Below are 25,710 nucleotides of genomic sequence, written 5' to 3' on the forward strand. Positions count from 1 at the left end.
CGATACTCATAACACCAGGCGGCTGAGGAGGCGGCTCAATAAGCCCAGGCCGATGACCGTCACGAGTATCAGCGCAAGGAGCAGCCAGGGCCGAAAGGGGCGGCGCTCGACTTGGTGCTGTGGCGCGCTGAGGTATTGGTCAACGCGTTTTTGGTCGTCGGGGTTCAGGCGGCTGGGCATACGCACCTCGAAGGATATGCGGGCATTCTAGCGGCGCGACGGCAAATGCCAAGCGCGGCGGCAAATGAGGGCGGGTATCGAAGCAGGGCGGAGGCTGTGTGATGCGGCAGCGGACAACGAAAGGAGGGCATGCAGGCATCAGCCGGCACGCCGGTTGCACTTAGCGTCCGCTGCTCTTCAGGCTGCGAAGGTTTCCGATCACCGATTCCAGTGCGCGATCAAAAAGCAGGGCATCGTTGAGTAGGCGGATTGCGCCGCGACGGAACTCTGTGGCGAGCCCCATGCGAGTCTTTTCCAGAACCTTCATGCCGGTGCGGTTGACGAAGATGTATTTGCCGGTGGGCTTGATCACAGCGGCCAGCTTGCAACGTAGCTTGTGGTCCTCGTCTTCCTGGAATTCGACCCAGCTACCGACCCGTAGATTATCGACCTGTATCAGCGCTTCATCATTGTCCGCCAGGTTGATCTCGGGTTCCTTCTCCCGGCTTTCACCAGGCGCCAATAGCACGATTTCCTCGCTGACTTCGACCATCGCTGGCGTGGGGGCTTCGGCGGGGTGTTCGTCGCGCGGCGGCAGTTCCAGCTTCGGTTCGGTGATGATTTCACCGTGCGCGAGCGGGGCGTTATTCGAAGTAGGTTGGTTGAGCTGCTGCAGGGTCTGGACATGCAGCGCTTCGAGCTGGGTGAAGAAGTCGCTGGTAGAGAAGGGGTCGAATGCTGCGCTGACCAGGCCTTCACGAAGATTCTTAAGAAGGCTGGGAACCAGCTCGAGCAGCCTTTCCCGGGACGCTGGATCCTCGTGAGGCGTAACGCTCCAGATCAGGTCGTCCATCGTCGCCATGGCGTCCCGCCATTGCTCGGATTGAGTGCCGTTTTTCAGGCAGGTCAACAATAGAACCTTGCTCCATGCTTCCTGCAGCAGCCGGACGACTACCTCGGGGAGAGTTCTGCCGAGCAGGCGTTCATTGAGAGCGTGCTCTACTTCCTGGCGGGCCATTTCGGCCTTGGCGCGTCCTTCTTCGGCGTCTCGCGTGCGCTGTTCAAGCAGCTCGCTGCGACGGCGCTCGTCTCCTGTGAAAGCGAGGAAGTCGGCAAGCAATTCGGAGAAGATGGCAGGATCGTCGACGAAGTCGTTCAGCAGGCGAGCCACGATCTGCTCGATCTTCTGATACAGGCTGTCGCGCTGCGCTTCGTCCTGATCGACCCAGCCCATGGCGGCCGAGGCGATCTCGTTGAGCAGGCGACGGGCGGGGTGACTGCCGCGACTGAAGAAGGTCTTGTCCAGAACGGCAACTTTCAGCACCGGGATCTGCAATCGACCGATCAGCGCTTTGAGCGAGTCGGGCAGGGTGCGGTCGTCGAGGATGAACTCGAACAGCATCGACACCAGATTAATGACGTCTTCGTCGACCTCTCCAACCACACGAGATTTACCGCTCTTGGCGCTGACGCGGTGCAGGAGCTGCTCGAGCTGGCCCTGCAGATCGTATTCATCGATCTGCTGTGGGGCGCGAGACTGGAGATGCGAAAGCAGCCGCATCAAGTCATTGCTGGAAATCGGAATGGCATCGCTAGGCAGGTTGCGGGCGGGCAGCGCGCTTCCGCGTAGTTCCGAAAGCAGTGTTTGGAGCGCGCCAAACGCTTCGTGAGCACTGTCATCTGAATATGCGGGCGACTGATTGAAGCCTGAGCCCGGTGTTCGTTGTGTACTGCCTTCCTGTGCGTTCGGGCGGCTAGGTGAGCGGCGCGGCGGGCTGGACTGCAGTTCCGGCAGAACGCCTGCTGCGACCAGGGTCTGGTTCGATTCGGCGTAAAGCTGTTTGAGGTCCGTCAGCACGTAACGCTCGAACAGTTTGAGAATGATCAGCTTGACCTTGATCTCGACGCCCAGGTTGCGGCAGGCCTCAAGAAAGTATTCGCATAGCTGCTGTGGGCCAAGCGGGTTGCTCTTGTCGTCCAGCTTCCTGCTGACCAGAACATTCATGCGTGTGGTGAGGTGACTGAGCGGCTGGGTGGTGCGGCTCATTACCTTGGCGACCATGGTGTCGATCGCAACCGACTCTTCCAGTTCGTCGTTCTGCACCAGCGCCAGGCTTTCGAATGATGCTTCCTGCGGCGCGGGTTTTCCGATTTCGTACTGGTTGAGCTTGGAAAAGGATTCGAAAACCTGCTGTAGAAAGCTGCGCTCGATGCCGCGGCGCTTCATCCGCAGATCGCGCATGGCTTCGAAGAATGCGTTCTGTTCGGCGTTGCTGGTAGCGCGGTCTGCGATTTCGAAGAGCGAGTCGTCAGCGTTGTCGAACAGCGTTTGCAATGCCGAACGCAGCTGCTGAGCTGCTTTATCGCGGACGCTGATGAGCGCGACGGGCAACCTGCCTGTCGGTGAGGTCTGCTTTTGCTCAGGGGCGGCCTTCAGGTGCACCACTTTCGCATCGGTTCGCATCGAGACTCTCCGGTCGCCTGCTGATGCAAGCGCTCAACAACCCGTAGCATGCCGCTGTTAATGGGCAGGGGCAACGATTTGTCAGTCATGGCCAATGGCCGCCATTTTGGTGGCGCCAATTAACGGAGACATTACATGCATCTTATTTATTAGCCTAGCGCGGTTTTGCCTTGGACATGATGCGGCTCACAGATACTTCCCGAAATTCCTACAAGCGGTTGGCAAGGCATTAGCCCAGGCACGGCTGCCCACGGGCATTTTTGCCCGCAAACGGCTCTATGCTGCGTCGTGGCGGGGCGACGCCGTATACTCTCGTCGAATTCAATGGGAGCCCGTCGTGACCAATATCACTCTTGCGGACCTTTCCGCCGAAATCGAAACCAATGTGCGTAAAGCGCTGACAGAGGACGTCGGCACCGGTGACATCACGGCTCAATTGATCCCTGCTGAACGGCTCGCGTATGCCTCGGTCATCACGCGTGAGGCAGCGGTAATCAGTGGCACGGCCTGGGTCGATGCCGTGTTTCGGCAGCTGGATCCGCGGGTGGCGGTTCATTGGCATGCGGCCGATGGCGAGCAGGTCGCGGCCGATCAGGTCCTTTTTCATCTTGAGGGGCCTGCGCGCGCCTTGCTCAGTGGCGAGCGTGCGGCGCTGAATTTTCTTCAGACGCTGTCCGGCGTCGCGACGCGCTGTCGGCATTACGCGGATCTGGTCGAGGGTACCGGAGTCCGTCTGCTCGATACGCGTAAAACGCTTCCGGGCCTGCGCCTGGCCCAGAAATATGCGGTGACGTGCGGCGGCTGCCATAACCATCGAATCGGCCTGTACGACGCGTTCCTGATCAAGGAAAACCATATTGCCGCCTGTGGTGGAATCGTCGAAGCCGTTGCCGCGGCTCATCGCATCGCGCCGGGCAAACCGGTAGAGGTGGAGGTGGAGAATCTTGACGAGCTGGAGCAGGCGCTGCGCGCAGGCGCCGATATCGCGATGCTCGACGAGTTGAGCCTGGCTGACATGAGAACTGCGGTAGGCATCGCGGCGGGGCGGGCAAAGCTGGAGGCCTCGGGTGGCATCGATGACGAGACGCTACGCGCGATTGCTGAAACCGGTGTGGACTACATTTCGATCGGTGCACTGACCAAGCACGTGCGGGCGATCGATCTGTCTATGCGTTTGAAGCAGTAGTGCGTGAGGGAGCGGCACGCGAGACGTGCCGCCCTAGAGTCAATGCCGGCTTTTCAGGCCGAAGTTTTCGTTCAGTGTGCCGGGCGTGTCGCCGTCTTTGGGCGCGTAGTCCTTCGGCGGCTCGGTAAATGCCGGTGAGTTCAAGCGTTCCCGGTGGCTGTGGCTTTCCTCGCTATGCAACGCGGCTAGCAGACGCTGACGGGTTTGTTCGTCGAGGGCGAGTTTGTCGGCGCCTTCGGATAGATGATTCTGCATGTCCTGGTAGCTGTTAGTCAGCTTGCGCAGCAGGCTGGCAGTCGTATTGAAATGCGTGACCACTTCGCTCTGATAGGTATCGAGGCGCTCCTGCAATTCATCCACCTGACGCTGCGTGCTGTTCGGTGCGCTGTTGCGCGCGATCAGATATCCAATGACGATGCCGGCAATCACGCCAACGATCGGGAGCAACCAGGTCGCGAGGGTCTGTTCCACGAGTACTTCCTCTATATAAACGGCTGTGCTGTTCGGCAGCGAAGCTGTGTGATGGTGAGATGCCGGACGCAGCTGACATCCGGTGCTCTGCACCGTCCTATCGGCTGCTGTGCGGTGGTTTTCCCACGGCCTGATACGTTAACGTCTCGTACCTGCCCTGTATACCGCGACGCGATGCGGCGATCGCGACGCAGGTGCAAGCAAGACGAGTCGACTCGCCCTAACGTCACGGAGTTACTTTGTTGAAACGTGAAACCCCCATTTCCATCGAGGGTCCGGCCGGTGTGCTGGAAGGCCTGTATTTCGATCAACCCGATGCTCGCGGGCTGGCGCTGATCTGTCATCCCAACCCGGTAAAGGGCGGGACCATGCTCAACAAGGTGGTCTCGACGCTGCAGCGCAGCGCGCGCGATGCCGGCTATGCCACGCTGCGCTTCAACTTTCGTGGCGTTGGCGGCAGCGCCGGCAGCCATGACATGAATACCGGTGAAGTGGATGACGCCGAAGCTGCCCTGCGCTGGCTTCGTGATCAGCATCCCGGGCTGCCATTGACCCTGATGGGTTTCTCTTTTGGTGGTTTCGTAGCGGCCACGCTGGCTGGTCGGCTCGAGGCCCGTGGCGAGTCGCTGGAACGGTTGTTCATGGTCGCGCCGGCGGTTTCGCGACTGGCGGATCAGCCGCTGGCCGAGCATTGCGAGTTGGTGGTTATCCAGCCAGACGATGACGAAGTCGTCGATCCGGCTTCGGTGCACGCGTTCTCGGCTGAGCTCCAGCGCCCCCACGAGCTGCTGAAAGTGGCAGAATGCGGCCACTTTTTCCACGGCAAGCTGGTCGAGCTGAAAGAGCTGGTAGCGCCGCGGCTGGCCTAGTGCTCCGCTGCGTGACCGCCTTCAAATGGCCTTCTAGCCGCCTGCCGTTTGCGCTGACTGAATCGAGATGATCGTATGAAAACCCGAATCCTTACCGGCATCACCACTACGGGCACGCCCCATCTGGGCAACTATGCCGGGGCCATTCGGCCGGCTATCGTGGCCAGTCGCGAAGCCGATGCCGATTCCTTCTACTTCCTCGCCGACTATCACGCACTGATCAAGTGTGACGATCCGCTGCGCATCCAGCAGTCGCGCCTGGAGATCGCCGCCACCTGGCTGGCCTGTGGTCTGGATGCGGATCGGGTGACCTTTTATCGGCAGTCCGACATCCCGGAAATCCCTGAGTTGACCTGGCTGTTGACCTGCGTTGCTGGCAAGGGGCTGCTCAACCGCGCGCATGCGTACAAGGCATCAGTGGACAAGAATGTCGAACTGGGCGAGGACCCGGATGCTGGCGTCACCATGGGGCTATTCAGCTACCCGGTGCTGATGGCGGCGGACATTCTTATGTTCAACGCACATAAGGTGCCAGTCGGTCGAGACCAGATTCAGCATGTCGAAATGGCGCGTGATATCGCCCAACGCTTCAATCATCTGTTCGGCAATGGCAAGGAGTTTTTTACCCTGCCTGCCGCCGTGATCGAGGAGGGCGTGGCGACCTTGCCGGGGCTCGATGGGCGCAAGATGTCCAAAAGCTATGACAACACCATTCCGCTGTTCGCCAGTGCCAAGGAGCTGAAAAGCACCATCGCGCGCATCGTCACCGACTCGAAACTGCCGGGCGAGCCGAAAGACCCGGACGACTCCCACCTGTTCACCATTTACCAAGCCTTCGCCGCGCCGGCGCAACTGGCCGAGTTCCGCGCCGAGCTAGTCGGCGGGCTGGCATGGGGCGAGGCCAAGCAGCGTCTGTTCCAACTGCTGGACAACGAGCTGGGCGAGGCGCGTGAGCGTTATCACGCACTGATGCAGCGCCCCGGCGATCTTGAGGACATCCTGCAGGCCGGTGCCGGCAAGGCGCGCAAGCTCGCTACACCGTTCCTCGGCGAGCTGCGTGAAGCGGTGGGGCTGCGTAATTTCCGCAGTGAAGTGGCAAGCGCCGCGCCAGCCAAGAAAAAAGGCGGAAAGGCCGCGCGCTTCGCCAGTTTCCGCGAAAGCGATGGTAGCTTCCGCTTCCGATTCTTTGCAGCCGATGGCGAAGAGTTGCTGTTATCGCGGCCGTTCAACGATCCCAAGGCGATCGGTGTGACCAGCCAACATTTGATCGCGCAGGGTGTGGATGCTCTGGAACTCCGTGCCGATGAGAGCAATCAATTCACGCTGTGGCTGGATGGCGAATGCATCGCCGACAGCCCCGGCTACGCCGATGAGCAGGCGCGGGAAGCCGCCATGCTGCGCCTGCGCCAGGCATTGGCGACACTTGCCGTGTAGTTCTTAGGGCTGTCTGCCGTTCATTACTTGAACGGCATCGCTGCCGATCCCTGTTTTCCTCGAGGCCCAAGCGCTTGAACGATCTGCGTAAATTGCCAACCACCGAGGGCACGGCTAAAGTGTCGGCCCCGTTTCACTACCCAGACCCCGCCATGACACCTCTTGAGCGCTATCAGGCAGACCTGAAACGTCCCGACTTCTTCCACGATGCCGCCCAGGAAACTGCCGTGCGCCATCTGCAGCGTCTGTATGACGATCTGCTCGCCGACGACCGCAACAAATCCGGGCTGCTGGGCAAGCTATTCGGCAAGAAGCAGCAGGAACCGGTAAAGGGCCTGTACTTCTGGGGCGGTGTCGGTCGCGGCAAGACCTATCTGGTCGACACCTTCTTCGACGCGCTGCCCTTCGAGCAGAAGACTCGCACCCATTTCCACCGCTTCATGAAGCGCGTGCACGAAGAAATGCGCACCCTCAAGGGCGAGAAAAACCCGCTGACGATCATCGGCAAGCGTTTCGCCGACGAGTCACGGGTGATCTGCTTCGACGAATTTTTCGTCTCGGATATTACCGACGCGATGATCCTCGCGACCCTGCTCGAAGAATTGTTCAAGAACGGTGTGAGTCTAGTAGCCACGTCCAACATCGTTCCGGACGGCCTGTACAAGGACGGCCTGCAGCGGGCCCGTTTCCTGCCGGCGATCGAGCTTTTGAAGAAGCACACCGAAATCGTCAACGTCGACAGCGGCATCGACTATCGCCTGCGCGCGCTCGAACAGGCCGAGCTCTACCACTTCCCGCTCGATGCCGAGGCGGAGCTGAGCTTGGAGAAGAGCTTTCGCAGCCTGTTGCCGGAGCAGTGTCGGGTGCAGGAAAACGAAGCGCTGATGATCGAAAACCGCGAGATCATCGCGCGCAAGACGGCCGGCGGCGTCGCCTGGTTCGAGTTTCGCGAGCTTTGTGATGGACCGCGTAGCCAGAACGACTATATCGAGCTGGGCAAGATATTCGACGCGGTGCTGGTCTCCAATATCGAGCGAATGGACGTTTCCAAGGACGACATGGCGCGGCGATTCATCAACATGGTCGACGAGTTCTACGACCGCAACGTCAAGCTGATCCTCTCGGCCGAGGTCGAGCTCAAGGACCTGTATGCCGGCGGCCGTCTGGAATTCGAATTCCAGCGCACCCTCAGCCGTCTGCTGGAAATGCAGTCGCATGAGTATCTGGCTCGACCGCATAAACCGTAGAGAGGAAGCTTGAAGCCAGTAGCTTGAGGCTCAAAAAAAGCAAAGCTTGGCCGGATTCTGTCCGGCCCGCTGACAGCTTCTAGCCGCTCTTATACCGATACTGCTGCCGATACCGATTCGGCGATAGCTCGGTGTGCTGGCGGAACAGCCGAGCGAAGAAGCTGGCGTCGTCGTAACCCACTTCGTAGCTGATGGTCTTGATGCTCTTGCGGGTGGTGGAGAGCAGGTTTTTAGCTGTCTCGATGCGCAACCGTTGCAGGTAATGCAACGGTTTGTCGCCGGTCGCCGCTTGAAACCGGCGCATGAAGTTACGAATGCTCATGCCGTGGTCGCGCGCCACGTCCTCGAAGCGGAATTTCTCCGCGAAATGCTCCTCGAGCCATTCCTGAATCTGCAGCACGCGGGTGTCCAGATGGAGCTTCTGGCCGCCAAAGCCGATGCGCCCTGGGCTGTAGTTGCGTTGCACCTCGAACAGCACGTCGCGGGCCATGCCCTGCGCGATATGCGAGCCGCAGAAGCGTTCGACCAGATGCATGTAGAGATCGCATGCCGAAGTGGTGCCGCCTGCGCAGTACAGATTGTCGCTGTCGGTCAGATGCTTCTCCTGAGTAAAGAGCACTCGTGGGAATCGCTCGACGAACTCACGCGCGAAGCGCCAATGAGTCGTGGCTTCGCGCTCGTCGAGCAATCCCGCGGCAGCCATCCAGAATGCGCCGGTGGCTTCGCCGCAGATGGTGCTGCCGGCCTCGTGTCGTTCCTTCAGCCAGGGCGTCACCTGCGGGTACTGCTGGCCAAGCGCATCGAAATCGCCCCAGAACGCCGGCAATATCACCGCATCGGCGCCATCCAGCGCGCCATCTACCGCAACGCTGGCACCGCTGAACGTGGTGACCGGCCGGCCATCCGGGCTGACCAGCACCGTCTCGAAGGCCGGCGTCAAATCCATCCCCAGCTGTTTGCCATAGCGCAGGCTGGCCATGTGGAAAAAATCCTTGGCATGCATCAGGGTGGATGCAAACACCCCATCGGTGGCCAGAATGCTGATACGTTTCAACGGTTGGGCGGTGAGCATGGGTGTGATTTCTACGTGTTTCGGTTGTTTTTATAGGAACTTTTATAGCGACAATGCAGGGTAAAACTGCCGTAGTCCGGCGGGAGCGTCCTTGTTTTTCGACTGACTGTCTAGTCGCAATCCGTCTCAGTCGGCGGAACCGCTCATGGCTCTGCCGATCTGATCAGCAAAGAGGGCTTCCATGACAATCAATACAACACGCTCGAGCGCCGGTGCATTCAGCGGCTGGGATGGCAGTCCCGGTGCTGCCCGGGAAATGCAGAAAGAGCTGGCCAGCAAGGTCGTGCTAGAGGATGACTTCGGGTCGCTGCGGTTGATCGCGGGCGTCGATGTCGGTTTCGAAGAGGGCGGCCAGATCACCCGTGCCGCAGTGGTGCTGCTGGACGCCGAAACCCTCGAACCGCTGGCGCAGACCTTGGCGCGGATCCCTACCTGCATGCCGTACATTCCCGGGTTGCTGTCTTTTCGAGAGCTACCCGCCGTGTTGCAGGCGCTCGATTCGCTCGGCCAGACGCCGGACCTGATCTTCTCCGACGGGCACGGCATTGCGCATCCGCGCGGCCTCGGCATCGCTGCGCATCTGGGCGTCATCACCGGGCTGCCGACGATCGGAGTGGCGAAGAAAATCCTCACCGGCCAGCATGAGCCGCTCGGCGAGCGGCGCGGCGATCAGGTCGATCTGCTGGACAAGCACGGCAAGGTGATCGGCACGGTGCTGCGCAGCAAGGACAAGGTTCGGCCACTGATCATTTCGCCCGGCAACCGGGTCAGCCTGGCGACCGCCCCGCAACTGGTGATGCGCTATGTCACCCGCTATCGGCTACCGGAGCCGACGCGGTTGGCCGACCGTCTGGCCTCGCGCAGGGATGAAAAGCGTGCGGGCGGGCAGCAGACCATCGACCTCGGGTAGCGCAGCCGGGTTGCGGCCGGCAGCGTGCAGGCGCTAGCCTGCAGACCCCACAGCCAACCCAGGTTCCGCTTCGATGCAGCTGGATCATGCGACAGGCTGGTGCCGAGGCATTCGCCATTGCCCCTCGCCCAATTTCAACAAGCGCCCGGATGACGAGATTTCATTACTGGTCATCCACAACATCAGCCTGCCGCCGGGTTGCTTCGGGACCGGCAAGGTCCAGCAGTTCTTTCAGAATTGCCTGCCCACCGACGAGCATCCCTTCTTCGAAGAAATCGCCACCTTGCAGGTCTCTGCGCATTTCCTCATCGAGCGTGATGGTGCGATCACCCAGTTCGTCTCCTGCCTGGATCGCGCCTGGCACGCCGGCATTTCCTGCTTCGATGGGCGAGAAAGCTGCAACGACTTCTCCCTTGGTATCGAGCTGGAAGGCACCGATGACGTGCCCTTCAGTGAGGCCCAGTACGACAGTTTGATCCGCCTTTGCCTCATGCTGCAGCAGGCATATCCGGCGATCACGCCGGAGCGGGTTCGCGGTCACAGCGACATCGCACCGGGCCGCAAGACCGACCCCGGCCCGGCATTCGACTGGCTGCGCCTGCGCGCGGCCTCGATCGTGGCCTGAGAGCCTCGCATAGGATTCGATAATGATTTTTCTCGTGGTGCTGCTGGTTCTGCTCATCGACAAACTCACCGATTGGCGACGTGATGTGCAGCACGACGGCCCGTGGCTGCAGCTGCTGCGGCGAGTCGAAGGGCGCGCGGACATGGCGTCCAGACCATGGCTGAGTCTTTCGCTGTTGGTCCTGCTGCCGGTGCTGGTGCTCGGCTTGTTACTGATGGCACTCAAGCCGCTGGCCTACGGCTGGCTCAGTTTGCCGCTGCATCTGCTGGTGCTGCTCTACAGCCTGGGACGAGGGCAGGGCAAGCGTGAATTCGGAGCATTCCGCGACGCCTGGCGCCGGGGCGATGACAACGCCGCCGCGCTGGTGGCCGAGCGTGATCTGGGCCTCAGCGCACCGGATGCGCCGAGCCTGTTGCGCGCCGTGGAGACGCAGCTGCTCTGGCGCAGTCATCAGGGCTTCTTTGCGGTGATCTTCTGGTATGTGCTGCTTGGTCCCATGGCCGCGCTGGCCTACCGGCTGCTTGCGCTGACGATCGAGCACACCGGGAGCGAAGCCATGCGCGAGCGGGCGGGGCAGCTGCGACACGCCTTCGACTGGCTGCCGGTGCGGCTTCTGCTGGTCAGCTTCGGATTGGTCGGTAACTTCGTCGCAATGAATCGCGCCCTGCTGCAGGATCTGCTGCGTTGGGAAACGCCCGCCCCGCAGCTGCTGGCCGACATCGGTCCGGCTGCGGCGGATCTGCGCGAGCCGTATGAAGGCGAGGCGGGTATCTCTCGGCTGGACAGCCTTGCCGCGCTGTTGGTGAGAACCCGCATGCTCTGGTATGCCGCCATCGCGCTCTGGACGCTCTTTCTCTAGCCGCCCCGTACAATCGTATCGGGCGCCGCGCCGCCTCAGCCCGTCGTCCGGCGCTCTGCATAAGCGCCGTGGATAGGCCGGAATTGGCGGGCCTTCTGCCGCTTGTCGCGCCATCACTCTGCCATTACCTTAAGTTACATAACCTGTGACCGATATCCCGTATAAGTTCCTCACACTCTGACGAGCCCTGCTGCAGCCTCGATGCTGTTGGCAACAATAAAAATTGGGAGACGTCTTTTGAAAGGTCTTTTGTATCCCGCCATCGCGTTGATGAATCGCCTGAGCTTCGGCATGAAGTTCAGCCTGATCAGCGTGCTTTTCTTCGTCCCCATGCTGCTCACCAATTTTTACCTGGTGCGCGACTCCTATCGGGAGTTCGAGGGCACCCGCACCGAACTGCAGAGCCTTGAGTTGCTGGGTACGGCATTGCAGCTGCGTCGCGAGATGGAAGACTGGAAAGACCTGGTGGAAATCGAGGGCATCATTGGCCAGACCGGCGAGGTGCAGGCGCTGGTGACCCGATTGGCGGATGCCGAACGAGGATTGTCCGCGCGGATGCAAAGCCTGACGCCGGTCAGCGATAACCCCGAACAGGTGGCCGAATTCAATACCCGCCGGGACGACCTCGATGCCGCCCTGCGCGAGGCGCAGGCGCAGCAATCCCTGCAAACCAAGGTCGCCATGGCGCGTGCGCTGTTGGGCAAGGCTCAGGTGATGATCAAGCTGATCGCCAGCCAATCGGGTCTGAGCCAGGACAGCCAGCGCGATGTTCGGATGCTGGCGGAGCTACTGACCTCGGTCACGCCCTCGATCACCGCCATTCTCGGCGAGGGGCGAGCGGTCGGCTCCTACACCTTTGGCCAGGGCTATCTGAACTCCGACGCCAGCAACAAGTTGGACGAACTTCTCCTAGAGCTGGAGAAGCAACAGGCTCAATACGGCGCTCAGCTACAGGACGTATTGGCCAGTAGCGGCTCTGCGCAGCGCCAGCTCGACAGCCACACCGCCGCCAGTCGCGACTCTCTGAAGATCAGCAGCGATATCTTCCAGGATCAGGTGATCATGGCCGAAGCGCTGGATCAGCCATGGGACGCGTTCTATGACCTGATCAGCGCCGAGATGGCCAAGACCTACGCGCTCAACGACGCGATTCTGGGCTTCCTCGACGAACAACTCGAACAGCGTCTGGAGCAGAAGCGCCTGCTCATGACTCTGTTGCTGGCCGCGCTGGTGCTGGTGTTCGTGCTTGTGGTGTATCTCTACAGCGCGTTCTACATGTCCACTCGCGCGACGTTGAAGAGCCTCGGTGCAACCATGGACCGCGTCGCCGCCGGTGACATGACCGCGCGTTTCAATGTGCAAAGCCGCGATGAGCTGGGCGAGCTGGGCCAGGTATTCAACGAGACCGTAGCCAAGATCCGTGAGTTGATCGAACGGGTCGGTCAGACGGTCGGCGAGGTGGAGCGTCAGGCTTCGCGCGTCGAAACCGTCTCTGGCGAAAGCAATCAGACGGTGTCCGAACAGCGCGGGCAGATCGAGCAGGTCGCCACCGCGATGAATCAGATGTCAGCGACCGCGCAGGGCGTTGCGTCCAGTGCCGAGGCCGCTGTTGGTAGCGCGCAGAGCGTCAATGAAGAAACGGTGAGCGGGCGCAGCCTGGTCGAAGCGCAGGTCGGCGGCATCGAGCGACTGGCCGCGGAGATCGAGCAGTCGGTCAACGTAATCAATCAGCTGGCCAGCGACAGCAAGGCCATTAGCCAGGTGCTGGACGTCATCAAAGGTGTCGCCGAGCAGACCAATCTGCTGGCGCTCAACGCCGCGATCGAAGCGGCGCGCGCCGGCGAGCAGGGGCGTGGTTTCGCGGTGGTCGCCGACGAAGTGCGCAACCTGGCCAGACGCACCCAGCAGTCCACCGAAGAAATCGAGCAGATGATCGCGCGACTTCAGGGCGGTGTCGGCGCTGCGGTGAAGACCATGCATGCCAGCCATTCGATGGCCGATGCGACAGTCAATCAGTCGGCCCAGGTTCGTCAGGCGCTGGAAAACATTCTCGGTGCGGTCGGCGTCATCGTCGATCAGAACCAGCAGATCGCCGCGGCTGCGGAGGAACAAACCGCCGTCGCGCACGATATCGATCGCAACATCGTCGCGATCAACGAAGCCGGGCAGCGTACCGCCGAAGGCGCTGGGCATACCGAGCAAGCCAGCCGCGAGCTCAGCGCACTGGTTGGTCGGTTGCAGCAACTCATTGGCGCGTTCCGCGTATAGGCTCAGCGCCAGCCGAACAGCTCACAGCTGTTGCAATAGCTGACCTCGGCCAACTCTTCGGGGGCGATACCGCGCAGTTCCGCCAGCCCGCGACAGATATCGGGAAGAAATTCCGGGCTGTTGCGCTGGCCGGCATGGCTGTGAGGGGTGATGTCGGGCGCGTCGGTTTCCAGCACGATGCTGTCCAGCGGTAGCTGCTGCAGCACGCGGTGCATGCGGTGCGCCTGTGGCCAGGTACCGGCGCCGCCCAGGCCGAGCTTGTAGCCGAGCTTGATGTACTCGCGGGCCTCTTCCCAGCTGCCACTGAAAGCGTGGGCGATGCCGGCGCGCTTGAGCTTGCGCTGCTTCAGCGTCGCGATCATCGCTGCATGGGCGCGGCGTACGTGCAGCAGTACCGGTAGCTCGAACTCGCCCGCCAGGTCCAGCTGGGCTTCGAGAATGTGCTGCTGCCTCTCCTTGTCCGGACCCTCGATGTAATAGTCCAGGCCGATCTCACCGATGGCGCAGAGCTTTTCTTCCCCTTGCAGACGTTGCAGCCAATCGCGCAACTCGTCCATGTGCTCCGGTCGATGATCCTGCAGAAAGACTGGATGCAGGCCCAGCGCGGCGTGCACGGCGGGCTCGTCCAGCGCCATTTGCCAGACCCTCTTCCAGTTGGCCTGATGCACGCCGAGCACCAGCACGCGCTCGACGCCCACACGGGCGCAACGGGCCAGCACCTCGCTGCGGTCGGTGTCGAAGGGGTCGAAGTCGAGGTGCGTGTGGGTGTCGATCAGGCGCACGGCGGGCGTCTCCTTTCGTGGCATCGGGTCATGGGCGCTCAGCGCCTTTCCTCTTCGATCTGAATGTCACTGACGCCCAGCTCGGCCATGCGGCTGTGCTCGCTGGCGCGCTCCGGAATCTCCCAAGGCGCATCGGTGGCTGCGCGCGGTTCCCTGACGTGGTGCAGAAGAATCTCCAGCTCGGCCTGCTCGATGGCGGGCTCCTCGAAGGCGTCCAGCGTTAGCGACGCCGGGTTGCCATTAATCAGGTAATGGATACGGTAGCGTTTCAGTTCGGTCATGGCGGCGGCTCTTTTCCGGTGGCGTGGAATATCCGACCGCCAGATCGCCGTCAGGCTCCCGATTTTCCTCGCTCCGATTCGAGCAGAGCGGTCTTGCGCTCGATGCCCCAGCGGTAACCGGTCAGCGCCTGGTTGGCCCCGACGACGCGGTGGCACGGCACCAGCAGCCCGATTGGATTGCTGGCGCAGGCTCGGGCGACGGCGCGCGCATGGGTGCCCAGGCTCGCGGCGAGTTCGCCGTAACGGCGAGTCTCGCCGGCCGGAATATTCTGCAAGGCCTGCCAGACGCGTTGCTGAAATGCCGTGCCGCGTAAGTCCAGCGGCAACAGCGCAGCGCGGGTTGGCTCTTGCAATTGCTCCAGGATCGAGCGCAGCCACTCGCCGAGCCCGGCCTGATCGCATGTCAGTTCCGCCGCGGCGAAGCGGGATTGAAGCTCGTCGAGCAGAGCCTTCTCCTCGTCGGCGAACAACAGGGCACAGATGCCCTTGTCGCTGGCGGCGACCAGCAGTAATCCCAGGGGGCAGGGGCTGATCGCATAACGCAGAGCTTCGCCGGCCCCCTTGCGCCGACGCTGTGCTGGGCTGAGTGCGGCAATGTCTTGGTAGGCGCCGCGCGTGCTGCCATAGCCTGATTCCAGTGCTGCGCCTAGTACCGATTCGGCGCCTGGGAGCTGCGCCTCCAACCGCTCGCGTCGGCGCGCCGCCGCCCATGCGTGAGGCGTAAGGCCGGTTCGGGCCTTGAATGCGCGGGCTAGGTGCGAGGTGGACAGGCCGATACGGGCAGCCAGCCGGTCCAGCGTCATCGGCTCGGAATTTTCATCGAGCAGACGGCAGGCGGCGATTACCAGCGCATCCAGCTGCTCAGTCGGGCTCTGGCCATGCGGTGCGCAGCGCTTGCATGCGCGATAGCCGGCGGCTTCGGCGTCGGCTGAATTGCTGAAGAAACTCACGCCGTCCCGCCGGGGGCGACGCGCCGGGCAGCTTGGGCGGCAGAAGATGCCGGTCGAGCGTACCGCGAACACGAAGCGGCCATCGAAGTCTGCGTCGCGTTCGCTGAGGGCTTGCCAGCAGCGGTCAAAATCGATCATTGCGCGGCTCCTTGGGTAGTCGGGTTCGATTGTCCGTCCTGCTCGCCTGCGATGCCAATCCGCAATGCGCTTTCAAACTTGCTGGCGAGCATGGAAGCGTGCTGACGATTACCGTAACCTGCAGGCCTGCATAGTCGAATAGGGTCTGTAAGCCACTGATGAAAACGCCAAAACGACTCGAGCCGCTGGTCGAGGATGGGCTGATCGACGAAGTGCTGCGGCCGCTGATGAGCGGCAAGGAAGCAGCTGTATATGTGGTGCGCTGCGGTGAAGAGCTGCGTTGCGCGAAGGTGTACAAAGAAGCCAACAACCGCAGTTTTCGTCAGGCGGTGAAGTACCAGGAAGGTCGCAAGGTACGCAGCAGCCGCGACGCCCGAGCCATGGCCAAGGGCTCCAAGCACGGGCGCAAGGAAAAGGAAGAGAACTGGCAGAACGCCGAAGTGGCGGCATTGTTCCGTCTGGCCGATGCTGGCGTACGCGTACCCAAGCCGTATGACTTTCTCGACGGCGTCCTGTTGATGGAAATGATCTCTGGCGAGGATGGCGATGCCGCACCACGGCTCAACGACGTTGATCTACACCCCGACGATGCCCGCGAATTTCATGCCTTCATGATCGGCGAGGTGGTGAAGATGCTCTGCGCCGGTCTGGTGCATGGCGACCTGTCCGAGTTCAACGTGCTACTCGACGAGTACGGCCCGGTCATCATTGACCTGCCGCAGGCGGTCGACGCGGCAGGGAATAACCATGCGTTCGAGATGCTCGAGCGCGACGTCGGCAACATGTCGGCGTACTTCGGGCAGTTCGCGCCGGAACTCAAGTTCACCCGTTATGCCAAGGAAATGTGGGCGCTTTATGAGGACGGCAAGCTGACGCCGGATACCGAGCTGACCGGTGAATTTGCCGAGCCGGAGGATGCTGCTGACCTGGACGCGGTGATGCGTGAGATTAAAGCCACTTTGGCCGAACAGGCGCGTAAGGAAGCGTTGCGCAATGCGACGGATGAGCCCAACGACGAGCCGCCGACGCCGCCGTGGATGCGGGGGTGATGGCTTGTTGAGTCGCGACTTGTTTGTCGAGTCGCTTGATGGTCGGGTTTCGCCCTGCTGGGCGAGTGAGAGATCATAAAATCCTTGCTTTGGCTTTTTGGCCCGATGCACGAACCCATCAGGCAACACCAACCGCCCCTTTCAGAAGGGTGAGCGGAATCGTTGCGTAGAGGGGCGAGCCGCAGGGATGCGGCGAGAGTCGTAAAGGGTGGATGGCCCTTGTACGACGACCCTCGGTGCGGCGATGGAGCGAACGAACCCCGGCGCAGCCGGGGCCGTATGCAGGGGCAAGCGTTTTTGGTTACTTTTCCCGCGTTTGGAAAAAGTGACTCGCCCAGCAGGGCGAAACCCGCGCATCAAACCGCTCGATAATCGATGAAATAAAAGTTGGATCGTACCCACGCTCCCGCGTGGGCACGGCGCTTCGGGACGCTTGCGTCCAAGACGCCGGAGCGCCTGGCGCCATCAGACCCACTCGCGTTCGGCGGGCTAACTCTACTGGCCTGACGTCTCGGCGTCCGTCCCGGCTCCGAGCGCATTCGGATCCATCTCCCAACCACCACCCAGCGCCACGAACAGCGCGACCTGCGCTGTCGCCAGAGCAGTACGGCCTTGCAGGGCTTGCTGCCTCGCCTGCAGCGAGCCGCGTTGGGCATCGAGTACTTCGTTGAGATTCGCCTCGCCCAATCGATAGCTCTTCTGCGCGAGCTCGTAGGCGTACTGGCGATGGCGCAGGGTGTTACGCAGCGAATTCAGGCGGCGTTGCTGCCCGTCGATGCGTACCAATGATCGTTCTACCTCTTCCAACGCCTCGGCCAGGGCCTGTTGAAAACCAAGATACGTGCTTTCACCCTCGACATCGGCCAGTTCGATGGCTGCGCCGCGTCGCCGGTAATCGAGGAAGGGCAGGCCAAAGGTTGCGCCTAGGCGGGCAAAGTTGGAAGCGCTGGAAATGGCATCCCCCAGCGCCAGCCCTGAACGGCCTACGGCAGCCTGCAGGGCCAGCGTCGGAAACAGGTCGCGGCGAGCGGCTAGCGACTGCAGTTGTGCGGCCTCCAATTGCGCGGCTTCGGCGATCAGATCCGGGCGTCTGCGCAGCAGGTCCAGCGGTTGCCCCGGCGGAATGGGCTGGTCTGCCAGCGGCACTTCGGTCGATGCCGCGAGCTGTCGCGCGATGCTGCCTGGTGGTTCGGCGAGTAGCGTATCCAATGCCAGTCGCGCTTCGGCCAGGTTGATGTCCAGCTCATCGAGATCGGCTTCCAGCGAAGCCCGCTCCGCGGCGCTGGCCTCGACATCCAGGCGGGTGACCTCGCCGGCCTCGAACAGCGCGCGGGCGATACGCTCAAGTTCCGCGGCCAATTCGATGCCTTCGACCAGCAACGCCCGCTGGCCTTCCAGCGCGCGCAGTTGCATATAGCCTTGCGCCGTATTCGAGGCAACCGCCAGCCGAGCGGCGATGGCCTGGGCCTGGGCCGAGCGAATCTGCTGCCGTGCACTGTCTGTCCGCGCGCGGGTGGCGCCGAAGATATCCAACTCCCAGGTGGCCTGTAGCGCCAGTTCCCAGCTGTCGAAGGTGATCACGTCGTCATCCGGGATGAACTCGCCGATGGGGCTGTCGGGATTCGGCTCGTTGTTGTTTTCAATCCACTGGCGGCTGGCCGAACCTGGCAGATCGAAAGTTGGGAAAAGCCCGGCGCGAGCCTGACGCAACTGCGCCCGCGCGGTGTCAACGCGCAGCATCGCCAGACGGATGTCGCGGTTGTTTTCCAATGCCCGGTGCACCAGCTGGGTCAACGCCGGATCCTCGAATTGCCGCCACCAGTCGGCGAGCGCCTCAGCGTCTGCCGGTTGCTCGCGCACCGCATGAAACCAGGATTCCGGCACATCGGGCTCGGGCCGCTCCGGCACGCTGGAGCAGGCGCCGAGCGCCAATGCCAATGCGCAGATCAGGGGCGTGCGAGGCAATCGGCGCGGCATCAGGTTTCCTCCGGTTTGACGCGCATGAACAGCAGGTACAGGCACGGCACCGCCAACAATGTGAGCAACGTGGCGAAACCCAGCCCGCCCATGATGGTCACTGCCATGTTGGCGAAAAATGGATCGAACAGCAGTGGCACCATGCCCAACACCGTAGTGCCCGCAGCCATGACCACGGGCCGTAAGCGCGAGGCGGATGCCTCGATAATGGCGGTCAGGCGCGGTACCTCGTCGGCGATCTGCCGGTCGATCTCATCCACCAGCACCACGGCGTTCTTGATCAGCATGCCGGTCAGGCTGAGCAGGCCGAGCAGCGCCATGAAGCCGAATGCCTGGCCGGTCAGCAGCAGGCCGAGGGTGACACCACACAGCGCCATCGGCACTACCAGCCAGATCATCAGCGGCTGGCGGACCTTGGCGAACAACAGCACCGTGACCAGCACCATCGCTAAGTACGGCAGCGCCAACGTGCTGGCCAGAGCCTGCTGCGCGTCGGAAGACTGCTCATGGTCGCCGCCCCATTCCAGCGAGTAACCGACCGGCAATTCGATGCCCTCGATCAGCGGACGAATCCGCTGGAAGGCTACGTTGGTGTTTTCTCCGTCGCGCGGTTCGGCGCGCACGGCGATGGTGCGCTCGCGACCGTAGCGGCGAATCATCGATTCTTCAGTGGTGGCCTCGATGCCATCGGCCACCTGTGCCAGCGGCACGTAGCGGCTGGTCGACGGGCTCCAGATCAGCCGTTGCAGCAGGTCGCCTGGTGCCGTGCGATCCTCGGGCGTTGCGCGTAGCAATATCGGGATCAGCTCGTCACCATCACGGAAAACGCTTACCTGCTGTCCTTCGCTGGCCACGGCCAATGCTTGCGCCACCTGCTGACGGGTCAGCCCCGCATCGGCCAGGCGGTCCAGATCCAGTTGCGGGCGTAGCACCGGCACCGGGGCGCGCCAGTCGTCGCGAATGTTGAAGACCTGTCCCTGTTCCTGAAGGATGCGCTGACCTTCGGCGGACAATTGGCGCAACTCATCCAGTTCGGGGCCACTGATGCGTGCTTCGAGCTTGGCTTCGGCGTTGGGTCCGAACAGGAATTGCGCGGCGGCGACATCGGCAGAAGGGTAGCGGCCCGGCAATGTCTGATTCACTTCGCCAACCAGCTCGGCAATCACCTCGGCGTCTTCGGTGCGCACCAGAAAGTGCATCAGCGAGGAGTTGGGCTGCTCCGGCGCGTAAGTCAGCATGAAGCGCGACGCGCCCGCCCCGACGAAAGTGGACACATCGGTGACGCCGTCGAGCCCCTCCAGGTAACCCTCGACGTCTTCGGCGGTGCGGCTGGTTTCGCGGATGTGCGTGCCCTGCGGCAGGAACAGATTGACGTAGAAAAGCGGTGTGCTCGACGGCGGGAAGAAGCTCTGCGGCACACGGCTGAAACCCAGCACGCTGAGCACGGTAAGCACCACCAATACCCCCAGCGTCAGCCAGGGGCGCGCCAGCACAGCGCCGGCCATGCGACGGTAACGGTTGTAGATCGGTCCGCTGTAGGCCTCGTCGGCACCGTTCGCGTCGTCCGCTTGCCGGTCATCTTTGCGCTCCAACAGGTAATGGCCGAACAGCGGCACCACCAGCAGCGCCAGCAGCCAGCTCAGCAGCAGTGAGACGGCGATGACGAAGAACAGCGAGAACAGGAATTCCCCCGTGGTGTCTTGCGACAGACCGATCCCGGCGAACGCCAGAATGCCGATGATGGTCGCGCCCAGCAGCGGCCATTGCGTCTGTTGCAGGGTCTTGCGTGACGCGTCGAGGATGCTCATGCCGCGCTGCTTCTGGATCAACATGCCATCGCAGATCACCACGGCGTTGTCCACCAGCATGCCCATGGCGATGATCAGCGCGCCGAGTGAAATGCGCTCCAGCTCGATTCCGGCCAGCCACATCAACAGCAACGTGCCGAGCACCGTCAGGAACAGCACCGCGCCGATGATCATGCCGGCGCGCAGGCCCATGGCCAGACACAGCACGCCGACGACGATCGCCACCGACAGGAAGACGTTCAGCGCGAAACTGTTAACCGACTCGTTGACGATGCTGTGCTGCTGGTAGAGCGGATGCAGCTCGGCACCCAGCGGCACCAGATGCTGCATGGCCTGCAGCGCTGCTTCGACGCTATTGCCTACCTCGACAATGTTGCTGCCTGAAATGCCGCTGATTCCTAGCGTCAGCGCCGGTTCACCGTTATGGCGGATGATCTGGCGAGGCCGCTCCGCGTACTCGCGTTTCAATGTGGCGATGGAGCCCAGATCCACGCTCTGCTGGCCCTGGCCGACCGGCAACGCGCGCAGGGCATCCAGCGAATCGAAGGCGCCGCTCGGGCGGATGTGCACGAAGAACTCACCGGCGCGAACACCGCCGGCCTCCACCGCGGCATCGGCGTCGCTGAGCGCGGCGACCAGTTCCTGCGGAGACAGACGCAATGCGGCCAGGCGCGCCTGATCGACCTCGACCAGAATCCGTTCCTCGCGCACGCCGGCGATTTCAACCTGGCCAACGCCATCGGCCGTGATCAGGCCGCGGCGCAGATCCTTGGCTACTTCGTGCAGTTCTTCCAGGGTCAGGCCGTCGCCGGTGAGGGCGAAGAAAATGCCGTAGACGTCACCGAAATCATCATTGACCAGCGGCGGATCGATACCCGGTGGCAGCTCCTGGCGGGCATCGTCGAGCTTGTTGCGCAGCTTGTCCCAGATCTGATCGAGTTGCTCGCCGGTGTAGCGGTCCTGGATTTCCACGCGGATTTCGGCCTGGCCTATCATCGAGCGTGAGCGGATTTCCTTGATCTCCGCGAGTTCCTGGATGGCGCTTTCCAAAGGCTCGGTGACTTCCTGCTCGACCTCAATGGCGGTCGCGCCGGGATATTGCACCGTGACGATGGCTTCCTTGATGGTGAATTCGGGATCTTCCAGGCGACCCATCTCGAAGAACGCGATGGTCCCACCAATCAGGCAGATCAGCAGCAACACCCAGATGTTGACCGGCTTGCAGATGGCGTAACGGGCTAAGTCCATCCGCTCACTTCCGCCGTTCGGCTTTGATCGGTTGGTCTTCGGACAGCTTGCTGCCACCGGCCACCACCACCAGCATCTGATCGTTCAGCTCGCCGCTGACCACCGCATGATCCGCTTCGATGCGTTCGAGTTGCAGGTCGCGGCGCTGGACGTGGCCGTCCACCGCTAGCCACAGATAGTGGCTGCCGTTCGGTGCCGCTTGTACAGCCGTCAGCGGCAGGCGAAAACGTGGCGGCGCATCGTCCTGCGCGGCGGGCGGGCGCTGCAGGCGAACCCGCATGGCCATCCCCGGCAGCAGGTTGTAGTCTGCCGGCGGGTCGCCTCGCAGCGTCAGACGATAGGTGCGCGAGCCTTCGCGTGGCTGGGTGCTGTGCTCTTTGTAGGTCAACGGCAGCGTCAGGTCGGCAATGACCAGCTCGCCTTCGGCCTGCAAGGTGGCGTTCAGCGGGACGTTCAAGGCGGCGGTCTCGGGCAGGTCGACCGTGACCTCGATGTGCTGGTTATTCTGCAGTTCGAGTACGGACGAACCGGTGGCGACCACCATGTCCGGCTCGACCAGGCGCCGCGCGACGACGCCGTCGAAAGGGGCATTCAGCGTGCTGTGGTCGATGTCACGCAGCGCGCTGTCACGGGCGACGCGCGCCGCCACGACATTGGCCTGCAACGGCTCGACCGCCGCCGGCGCGAGAATGCCTTCCGCGAGCAACGTGCGCTTGCGTGCCAGGTCCGCTTCCAGCTGGCGCAGCCGAGCCTCGGCCTCACGCAGTTGCAGCTCATAATCCGTGCGGTCGAGTTTGGCCAGCGGCTGGCCCTTTTCCACGCGCTCGCCTTCATCGACGAGCATGCGTTCGACACGCCCCGGTACCTGGAAAGCCAGTTGTGTGGTGGTCACGCTCTCGACCACGCCAGGAAAGCGCAGGGTCTGCGGGCCGTGATCGATGCGTTGCAGCGGCTCGACGAAGGCCACGCGCGGCGGCACTTGAGCGGGCGTCTCGTCGTCGGCGCAGCCGGACAAGAACAGCAATGCGCACAAGGCGGCGGTGATGCGGGAATGTGATAGCGGGCCTCGGGGTGTTCGCATTGGCTGCGGCATCCGTACTCCTGATAGGGCGGGCAAAGGCGTCGCGGCGACGATGCGAAACGCTGCGACAGATTCAGTAGAGCCCCGCTCCGGCTCGGGAGTTCGACCTATGCTGTAGTGACCGGCCGGTCAGGCGGTTTTGCCCGCGACAATGGGGGCAGCGGTTCGTCCGATGCCGATTGGGCGTATCATTGCCCGGGTTTTCAGATCAGCGCAGGAGAGAGTCGCAATGCAAGGTCAGCCACAGATCATCGAATATCTGAAAGAACTGCTGCGTGGAGAGCTGGCCGCGCGCGATCAGTATTTCCTGCACTCGCGAATGTATGCCGACTGGGGATTCTCCAAGCTCTACGAGCGCATCAACCACGAGATGGAAGAGGAAACCCAGCACGCCGATGCGCTGTTGCAACGCATCCTGTTCCTCGAAGGCACGCCTGACATGACGCCCCATGCGATAAACGCCGGGCATACCGTGCCCGAGATGCTGCGCAGCGATCTGGCTCTGGAGTACAAAGTGCGCGAAGCCCTGGCCAAGGGCATCACGCTGGCCGAGCAGCACGGCGACTACCAGACGCGTGACATTCTTGCGCTGCAGTTGATGGACACCGAAGAAGATCATGCGTATTGGCTCGAGCAGCAACTGGGACTGATCGACCGCATCGGCCTGCAGAACTATCTGCAATCGCAGGGGAGTTGATGCAAGCGAGGCCAGGCGCAATGCCTGGCCTCGGGCAACGACCGGTCAGATACGGAAGCGACTGACCATCGTCTGCAACTGACTGCCCAGACGGGCCAGTTCGACGCTCGATGCAGCCGTCTGCTCGCTGGCTGCGGCGGTCTGCTCGGAGACGTCGCGTACGTTCACCACGCTCCGGCTGATTTCCTCGGCTACGGCGCTCTGCTCTTCCGCCGCCGTGGCGATCTGCTGGTTCATCGCCTGGATGTTGGACACGGTGCGGGTGATGCTGGCAAGCGAGCTACCCGCGCGACGCGCCAGTTCGACGCTGCTATCGGTGAGATTGCGGCTGCTTTGCATGATGGCCGCGACCTGCTGGGTGCCGTTGTGCAGGGCGGTGACCAGTTGTTCGATTTCCTCGGTGGATTTCTGCGTACGCTGCGCCAGGCCGCGCACTTCATCGGCTACAACGGCGAAACCGCGACCGGCTTCGCCCGCGCGCGCCGCCTCGATGGCAGCGTTGAGCGCCAGCAGATTGGTCTGCTCGGCCACGGCGCGAATCACGCCCATCACGCTGCCGATCTTGTCGCTGTCGCGCTGCAGCGCCGCCATCGCTTCCGAGGAGCGGATGACTTCGCTGGCCATGCGTTCGATCTGCGTGACCACCTCGGCAACCACGCGGTCGCCGTCGCTCGCTTCGATATCCGCCTCGGTGGCAGCCCGCGCCGCCTGTTCGGCGTTCTGCGCGACTTCATGGACAGTGGCCGACATCTCATGCATGGCGGTGGCGACCTGATCGGTTTCCTCTTTCTGACTAATGACCCCGGCGCTGGTCTGGGTAGTCACCGCCGACAGCTCCTCGGCGGCGCTGCTGATCTGGCTCACGCCGTCGCGAATGCCGCCGATCAACGCTCGCAGGGTGCTGCCCATCTGCTGGATGCCCTGCTGCAGAACGCCCAGTTCGTCGCGGCGGGTGATCTGCGCGGTGGCGGTCAGGTCGCCCGCGGCGATGCGTTCGACGTCCGCGAGGGTGGTGCGCAGCGGCAGAACGATCTGCCGGGTGATCAGCCACGCCGCCAGAATGCCGAGCAGTACAGCCAATGTTGCGCTGAGAATCAGGCGATTGCCCGCTTCGCTGCCCTCGATATCCAGCCGTTCCAGCTGATAGGCATACAGTGCCTTGCTCAGTCGCAGGATTTCCGTCTGATGGTCGATCATGCCCTGGCGTGCCTTGGCGATTGCCTGGGTCGCGGCTTCGAGCGATTCGATTGCCGTGCGGTACTGGCCAAGAAGCGTGCGAATTTGCGGCGCCGCATCCCGGCTGGTCAGCTGGAGGGCGCCGTGGTGCCGGTCCAGGGTGGCCAGGGTTGCATCGAGCTGCGTATAGACGGCCTGGGCGTTCTGCGAGGTCGAAGAGGCCATGTAGATTCGCAGCAGATACTGAGCCTGCTTGATCGCTTCCTTGACCTCGGTGATGGCGCGGTACTGCCCGAGGTGCTGGTCGTTGTCTTCGGCCAGCTGCATGACCCGTGCGCTGACTTGCGTGGTGAGTTCGCCGAGCCGTGAGGCATTGTCATCGATCGTCTGTCGGGCGTCGTTGGCCAGCGCATAACCCTGGCGCATGTCGTCCAGCGAGCGGCGGAACAGCTCGTTGTAGCCGGCCTGCTCCTTGAGCATCGCCACGTTCACCGGGTTTTTGAAGGAGTTGAGCAGCTTGGTCTGATGGGTCAGGTAGACGTCCAGCGTCTGGTCCACGCGTGCGCTGGTGGTTGCATCGCCGTTGGCCAACATGAGTTGCAGGCGCGCGATGCGCAGATCCGTCAGGTCGTTGTTGAGCTGGGCGATTTGCGTCATCCAGCCGCTGCGCTGGATGACGCTGCTTAAGCTGCCCCAGCCGATCCAGGCCAGAACAAGCGTAAGGATCAGGACGGCACCGAAGCCGATGGTGAGCTTGCGGCTGACGCCAATGTTTCCAAACCATCTGTTCATGCAGATACCAATAAATGAGGATCAAAGAAGCTGTCGGTCATCGTCGCACTGAGCCGCTGCGCTATCGGCGGAGCCGGCGTATCCCTGCGACGTGAATATGACGCCAATTAAATGAGTGGGGCGAGCTGTTTGCGACGCCTAAGCGCGGGCATCGGGTCACAAAAAAG

Annotated in this window: 21 protein-coding genes and 2 pseudogenes; 11 read left to right on the plus strand and 12 right to left on the minus strand. The window is 62.3% G+C overall.

Going from position 1 to position 25,710, the window contains the following annotated elements; genetic code table 11:
• Window positions 1–6: 6 nt before the first annotated feature.
• Window positions 7–180 (minus strand): DUF3094 family protein, encoded by a 174-nt coding sequence (locus E0D86_RS09810; RefSeq protein ID WP_131649808.1) that lies wholly within the window; start codon window positions 178–180, stop codon window positions 7–9.
• Window positions 181–340: 160 nt separating this feature from the next.
• Window positions 341–2,623 carry a DUF1631 domain-containing protein gene (locus E0D86_RS09815; protein ID WP_131649809.1) on the minus strand — a complete coding sequence of 761 codons (2,283 nt, stop codon included), beginning with the start codon at window positions 2,621–2,623 and terminating at the stop codon, window positions 341–343.
• A 337-nt stretch (window positions 2,624–2,960) separates the two neighbouring features.
• Here E0D86_RS09815 and nadC point away from each other — a divergent pair, with 337 nt between their 5' ends.
• Entirely contained in the window at window positions 2,961–3,809 is an 849-nt protein-coding gene (gene nadC, locus E0D86_RS09820; protein WP_131650043.1) for a carboxylating nicotinate-nucleotide diphosphorylase, read from the plus strand.
• Between the two features lie 39 nt (window positions 3,810–3,848).
• Here nadC and E0D86_RS09825 read toward each other — a convergent pair whose 3' ends face one another.
• Window positions 3,849–4,280 carry a YhcB family protein gene (locus E0D86_RS09825; RefSeq protein ID WP_131649810.1) on the minus strand — a complete coding sequence of 144 codons (432 nt, stop codon included), beginning with the start codon at window positions 4,278–4,280 and terminating at the stop codon, window positions 3,849–3,851.
• Between the two features lie 239 nt (window positions 4,281–4,519).
• Here E0D86_RS09825 and E0D86_RS09830 point away from each other — a divergent pair, with 239 nt between their 5' ends.
• The 3 genes from E0D86_RS09830 (at window position 4,520) to zapE (ending at window position 7,830) form a co-directional block, all read left to right on the plus strand.
• Entirely contained in the window at window positions 4,520–5,149 is a 630-nt protein-coding gene (locus E0D86_RS09830) for an alpha/beta hydrolase (RefSeq protein WP_131649811.1), read from the plus strand.
• Between the two features lie 75 nt (window positions 5,150–5,224).
• Window positions 5,225–6,583, plus strand: a complete 1,359-nt coding sequence (locus E0D86_RS09835; RefSeq protein WP_131649812.1) for a tryptophan--tRNA ligase — start codon at window positions 5,225–5,227, stop codon at window positions 6,581–6,583.
• A gap of 152 nt (window positions 6,584–6,735) precedes the next feature.
• Window positions 6,736–7,830, plus strand: a complete 1,095-nt coding sequence (gene zapE, locus E0D86_RS09840; protein ID WP_131649813.1) for a cell division protein ZapE — start codon at window positions 6,736–6,738, stop codon at window positions 7,828–7,830.
• A 79-nt stretch (window positions 7,831–7,909) separates the two neighbouring features.
• Here the strand turns inward: zapE and E0D86_RS09845 are convergent, their stop codons facing one another.
• Entirely contained in the window at window positions 7,910–8,902 is a 993-nt protein-coding gene (locus tag E0D86_RS09845) for a GlxA family transcriptional regulator (RefSeq protein ID WP_131649814.1), read from the minus strand.
• Window positions 8,903–9,083: 181 nt separating this feature from the next.
• On the opposite strand from E0D86_RS09845, the gene nfi reads away from it, so the two are divergent.
• The 5 genes and pseudogenes from nfi (at window position 9,084) to E0D86_RS21915 (ending at window position 13,564) form a co-directional block, all read left to right on the plus strand.
• Window positions 9,084–9,812: a deoxyribonuclease V gene (gene nfi, locus E0D86_RS09850; protein WP_131649815.1), complete on the plus strand. Its 729-nt coding sequence runs from the start codon at window positions 9,084–9,086 to the stop codon at window positions 9,810–9,812.
• A gap of 73 nt (window positions 9,813–9,885) precedes the next feature.
• Window positions 9,886–10,437 (plus strand): 1,6-anhydro-N-acetylmuramyl-L-alanine amidase AmpD, encoded by a 552-nt coding sequence (gene ampD, locus E0D86_RS09855; RefSeq protein WP_131649816.1) that lies wholly within the window; start codon window positions 9,886–9,888, stop codon window positions 10,435–10,437.
• Between the two features lie 22 nt (window positions 10,438–10,459).
• Complete coding sequence (gene ampE / locus E0D86_RS09860) at window positions 10,460–11,296, plus strand: regulatory signaling modulator protein AmpE (RefSeq protein ID WP_131649817.1); 837 nt, start codon at window positions 10,460–10,462, stop codon at window positions 11,294–11,296.
• 1,275 nt (window positions 11,297–12,571) lie between these two features.
• Window positions 12,572–12,709: pseudogene (locus E0D86_RS21910) on the plus strand (HAMP domain-containing protein); the annotation flags it as partial.
• A 150-nt stretch (window positions 12,710–12,859) separates the two neighbouring features.
• The gene (locus tag E0D86_RS21915; protein WP_371924063.1) at window positions 12,860–13,564 is read left to right on the plus strand and encodes a methyl-accepting chemotaxis protein; all 705 of its coding nucleotides are present in this window, start codon (window positions 12,860–12,862) and stop codon (window positions 13,562–13,564) included.
• Between the two features lie 2 nt (window positions 13,565–13,566).
• Here the strand turns inward: E0D86_RS21915 and E0D86_RS09870 are convergent, their stop codons facing one another.
• Genes E0D86_RS09870 through ada form a run of 3 tightly spaced genes read right to left on the minus strand, consistent with a single transcriptional unit; the run spans window position 13,567 to window position 15,715 of the window.
• The gene (locus E0D86_RS09870; protein WP_177493036.1) at window positions 13,567–14,346 is read right to left on the minus strand and encodes a TatD family hydrolase; all 780 of its coding nucleotides are present in this window, start codon (window positions 14,344–14,346) and stop codon (window positions 13,567–13,569) included.
• A gap of 38 nt (window positions 14,347–14,384) precedes the next feature.
• Window positions 14,385–14,627 (minus strand): hypothetical protein, encoded by a 243-nt coding sequence (locus E0D86_RS09875; RefSeq protein ID WP_131649820.1) that lies wholly within the window; start codon window positions 14,625–14,627, stop codon window positions 14,385–14,387.
• 50 nt (window positions 14,628–14,677) lie between these two features.
• Entirely contained in the window at window positions 14,678–15,715 is a 1,038-nt protein-coding gene (gene ada, locus E0D86_RS09880) for a bifunctional DNA-binding transcriptional regulator/O6-methylguanine-DNA methyltransferase Ada (RefSeq protein WP_131649821.1), read from the minus strand.
• Between the two features lie 158 nt (window positions 15,716–15,873).
• On the opposite strand from ada, the gene E0D86_RS09885 reads away from it, so the two are divergent.
• The gene (locus tag E0D86_RS09885; RefSeq protein ID WP_131649822.1) at window positions 15,874–16,764 is read left to right on the plus strand and encodes a PA4780 family RIO1-like protein kinase; all 891 of its coding nucleotides are present in this window, start codon (window positions 15,874–15,876) and stop codon (window positions 16,762–16,764) included.
• A 495-nt stretch (window positions 16,765–17,259) separates the two neighbouring features.
• Here the strand turns inward: E0D86_RS09885 and E0D86_RS09890 are convergent, their stop codons facing one another.
• The 3 genes from E0D86_RS09890 to E0D86_RS09900 are packed head-to-tail and all read right to left on the minus strand — an operon-like array spanning window position 17,260 to window position 22,890.
• Entirely contained in the window at window positions 17,260–18,741 is a 1,482-nt protein-coding gene (locus tag E0D86_RS09890; protein ID WP_131649823.1) for an efflux transporter outer membrane subunit, read from the minus strand.
• Window positions 18,741–21,797: an efflux RND transporter permease subunit gene (locus E0D86_RS09895; protein ID WP_131649824.1), complete on the minus strand. Its 3,057-nt coding sequence runs from the start codon at window positions 21,795–21,797 to the stop codon at window positions 18,741–18,743. The genes E0D86_RS09890 and E0D86_RS09895 overlap by 1 nt, the downstream gene beginning before the upstream one ends.
• 4 nt (window positions 21,798–21,801) lie before the next feature.
• Window positions 21,802–22,890, minus strand: a complete 1,089-nt coding sequence (locus E0D86_RS09900) for an efflux RND transporter periplasmic adaptor subunit (RefSeq protein WP_131649825.1) — start codon at window positions 22,888–22,890, stop codon at window positions 21,802–21,804.
• Window positions 22,891–23,107: 217 nt separating this feature from the next.
• Here E0D86_RS09900 and bfr point away from each other — a divergent pair, with 217 nt between their 5' ends.
• Complete coding sequence (gene bfr, locus E0D86_RS09905; protein ID WP_131649826.1) at window positions 23,108–23,575, plus strand: bacterioferritin; 468 nt, start codon at window positions 23,108–23,110, stop codon at window positions 23,573–23,575.
• A gap of 45 nt (window positions 23,576–23,620) precedes the next feature.
• On the opposite strand, the gene E0D86_RS21920 is transcribed toward bfr, so the two are convergent.
• Both E0D86_RS21920 and E0D86_RS21925 read right to left on the minus strand, forming a co-directional pair.
• A complete protein-coding gene (locus E0D86_RS21920; RefSeq protein ID WP_371924064.1) occupies window positions 23,621–24,484 on the minus strand; it encodes a methyl-accepting chemotaxis protein in 864 nt (287 codons plus the stop codon).
• A 42-nt stretch (window positions 24,485–24,526) separates the two neighbouring features.
• Window positions 24,527–25,543, minus strand: a pseudogene (locus E0D86_RS21925) (methyl-accepting chemotaxis protein); the annotation flags it as partial.
• Between the last annotated feature and the right edge of the window lie 167 nt (window positions 25,544–25,710).

The sequence above is a fragment of the Pseudomonas sp. IC_126 genome (assembly GCF_004331835.1).
Lineage (GTDB): Bacteria > Pseudomonadota > Gammaproteobacteria > Pseudomonadales > Pseudomonadaceae > Stutzerimonas.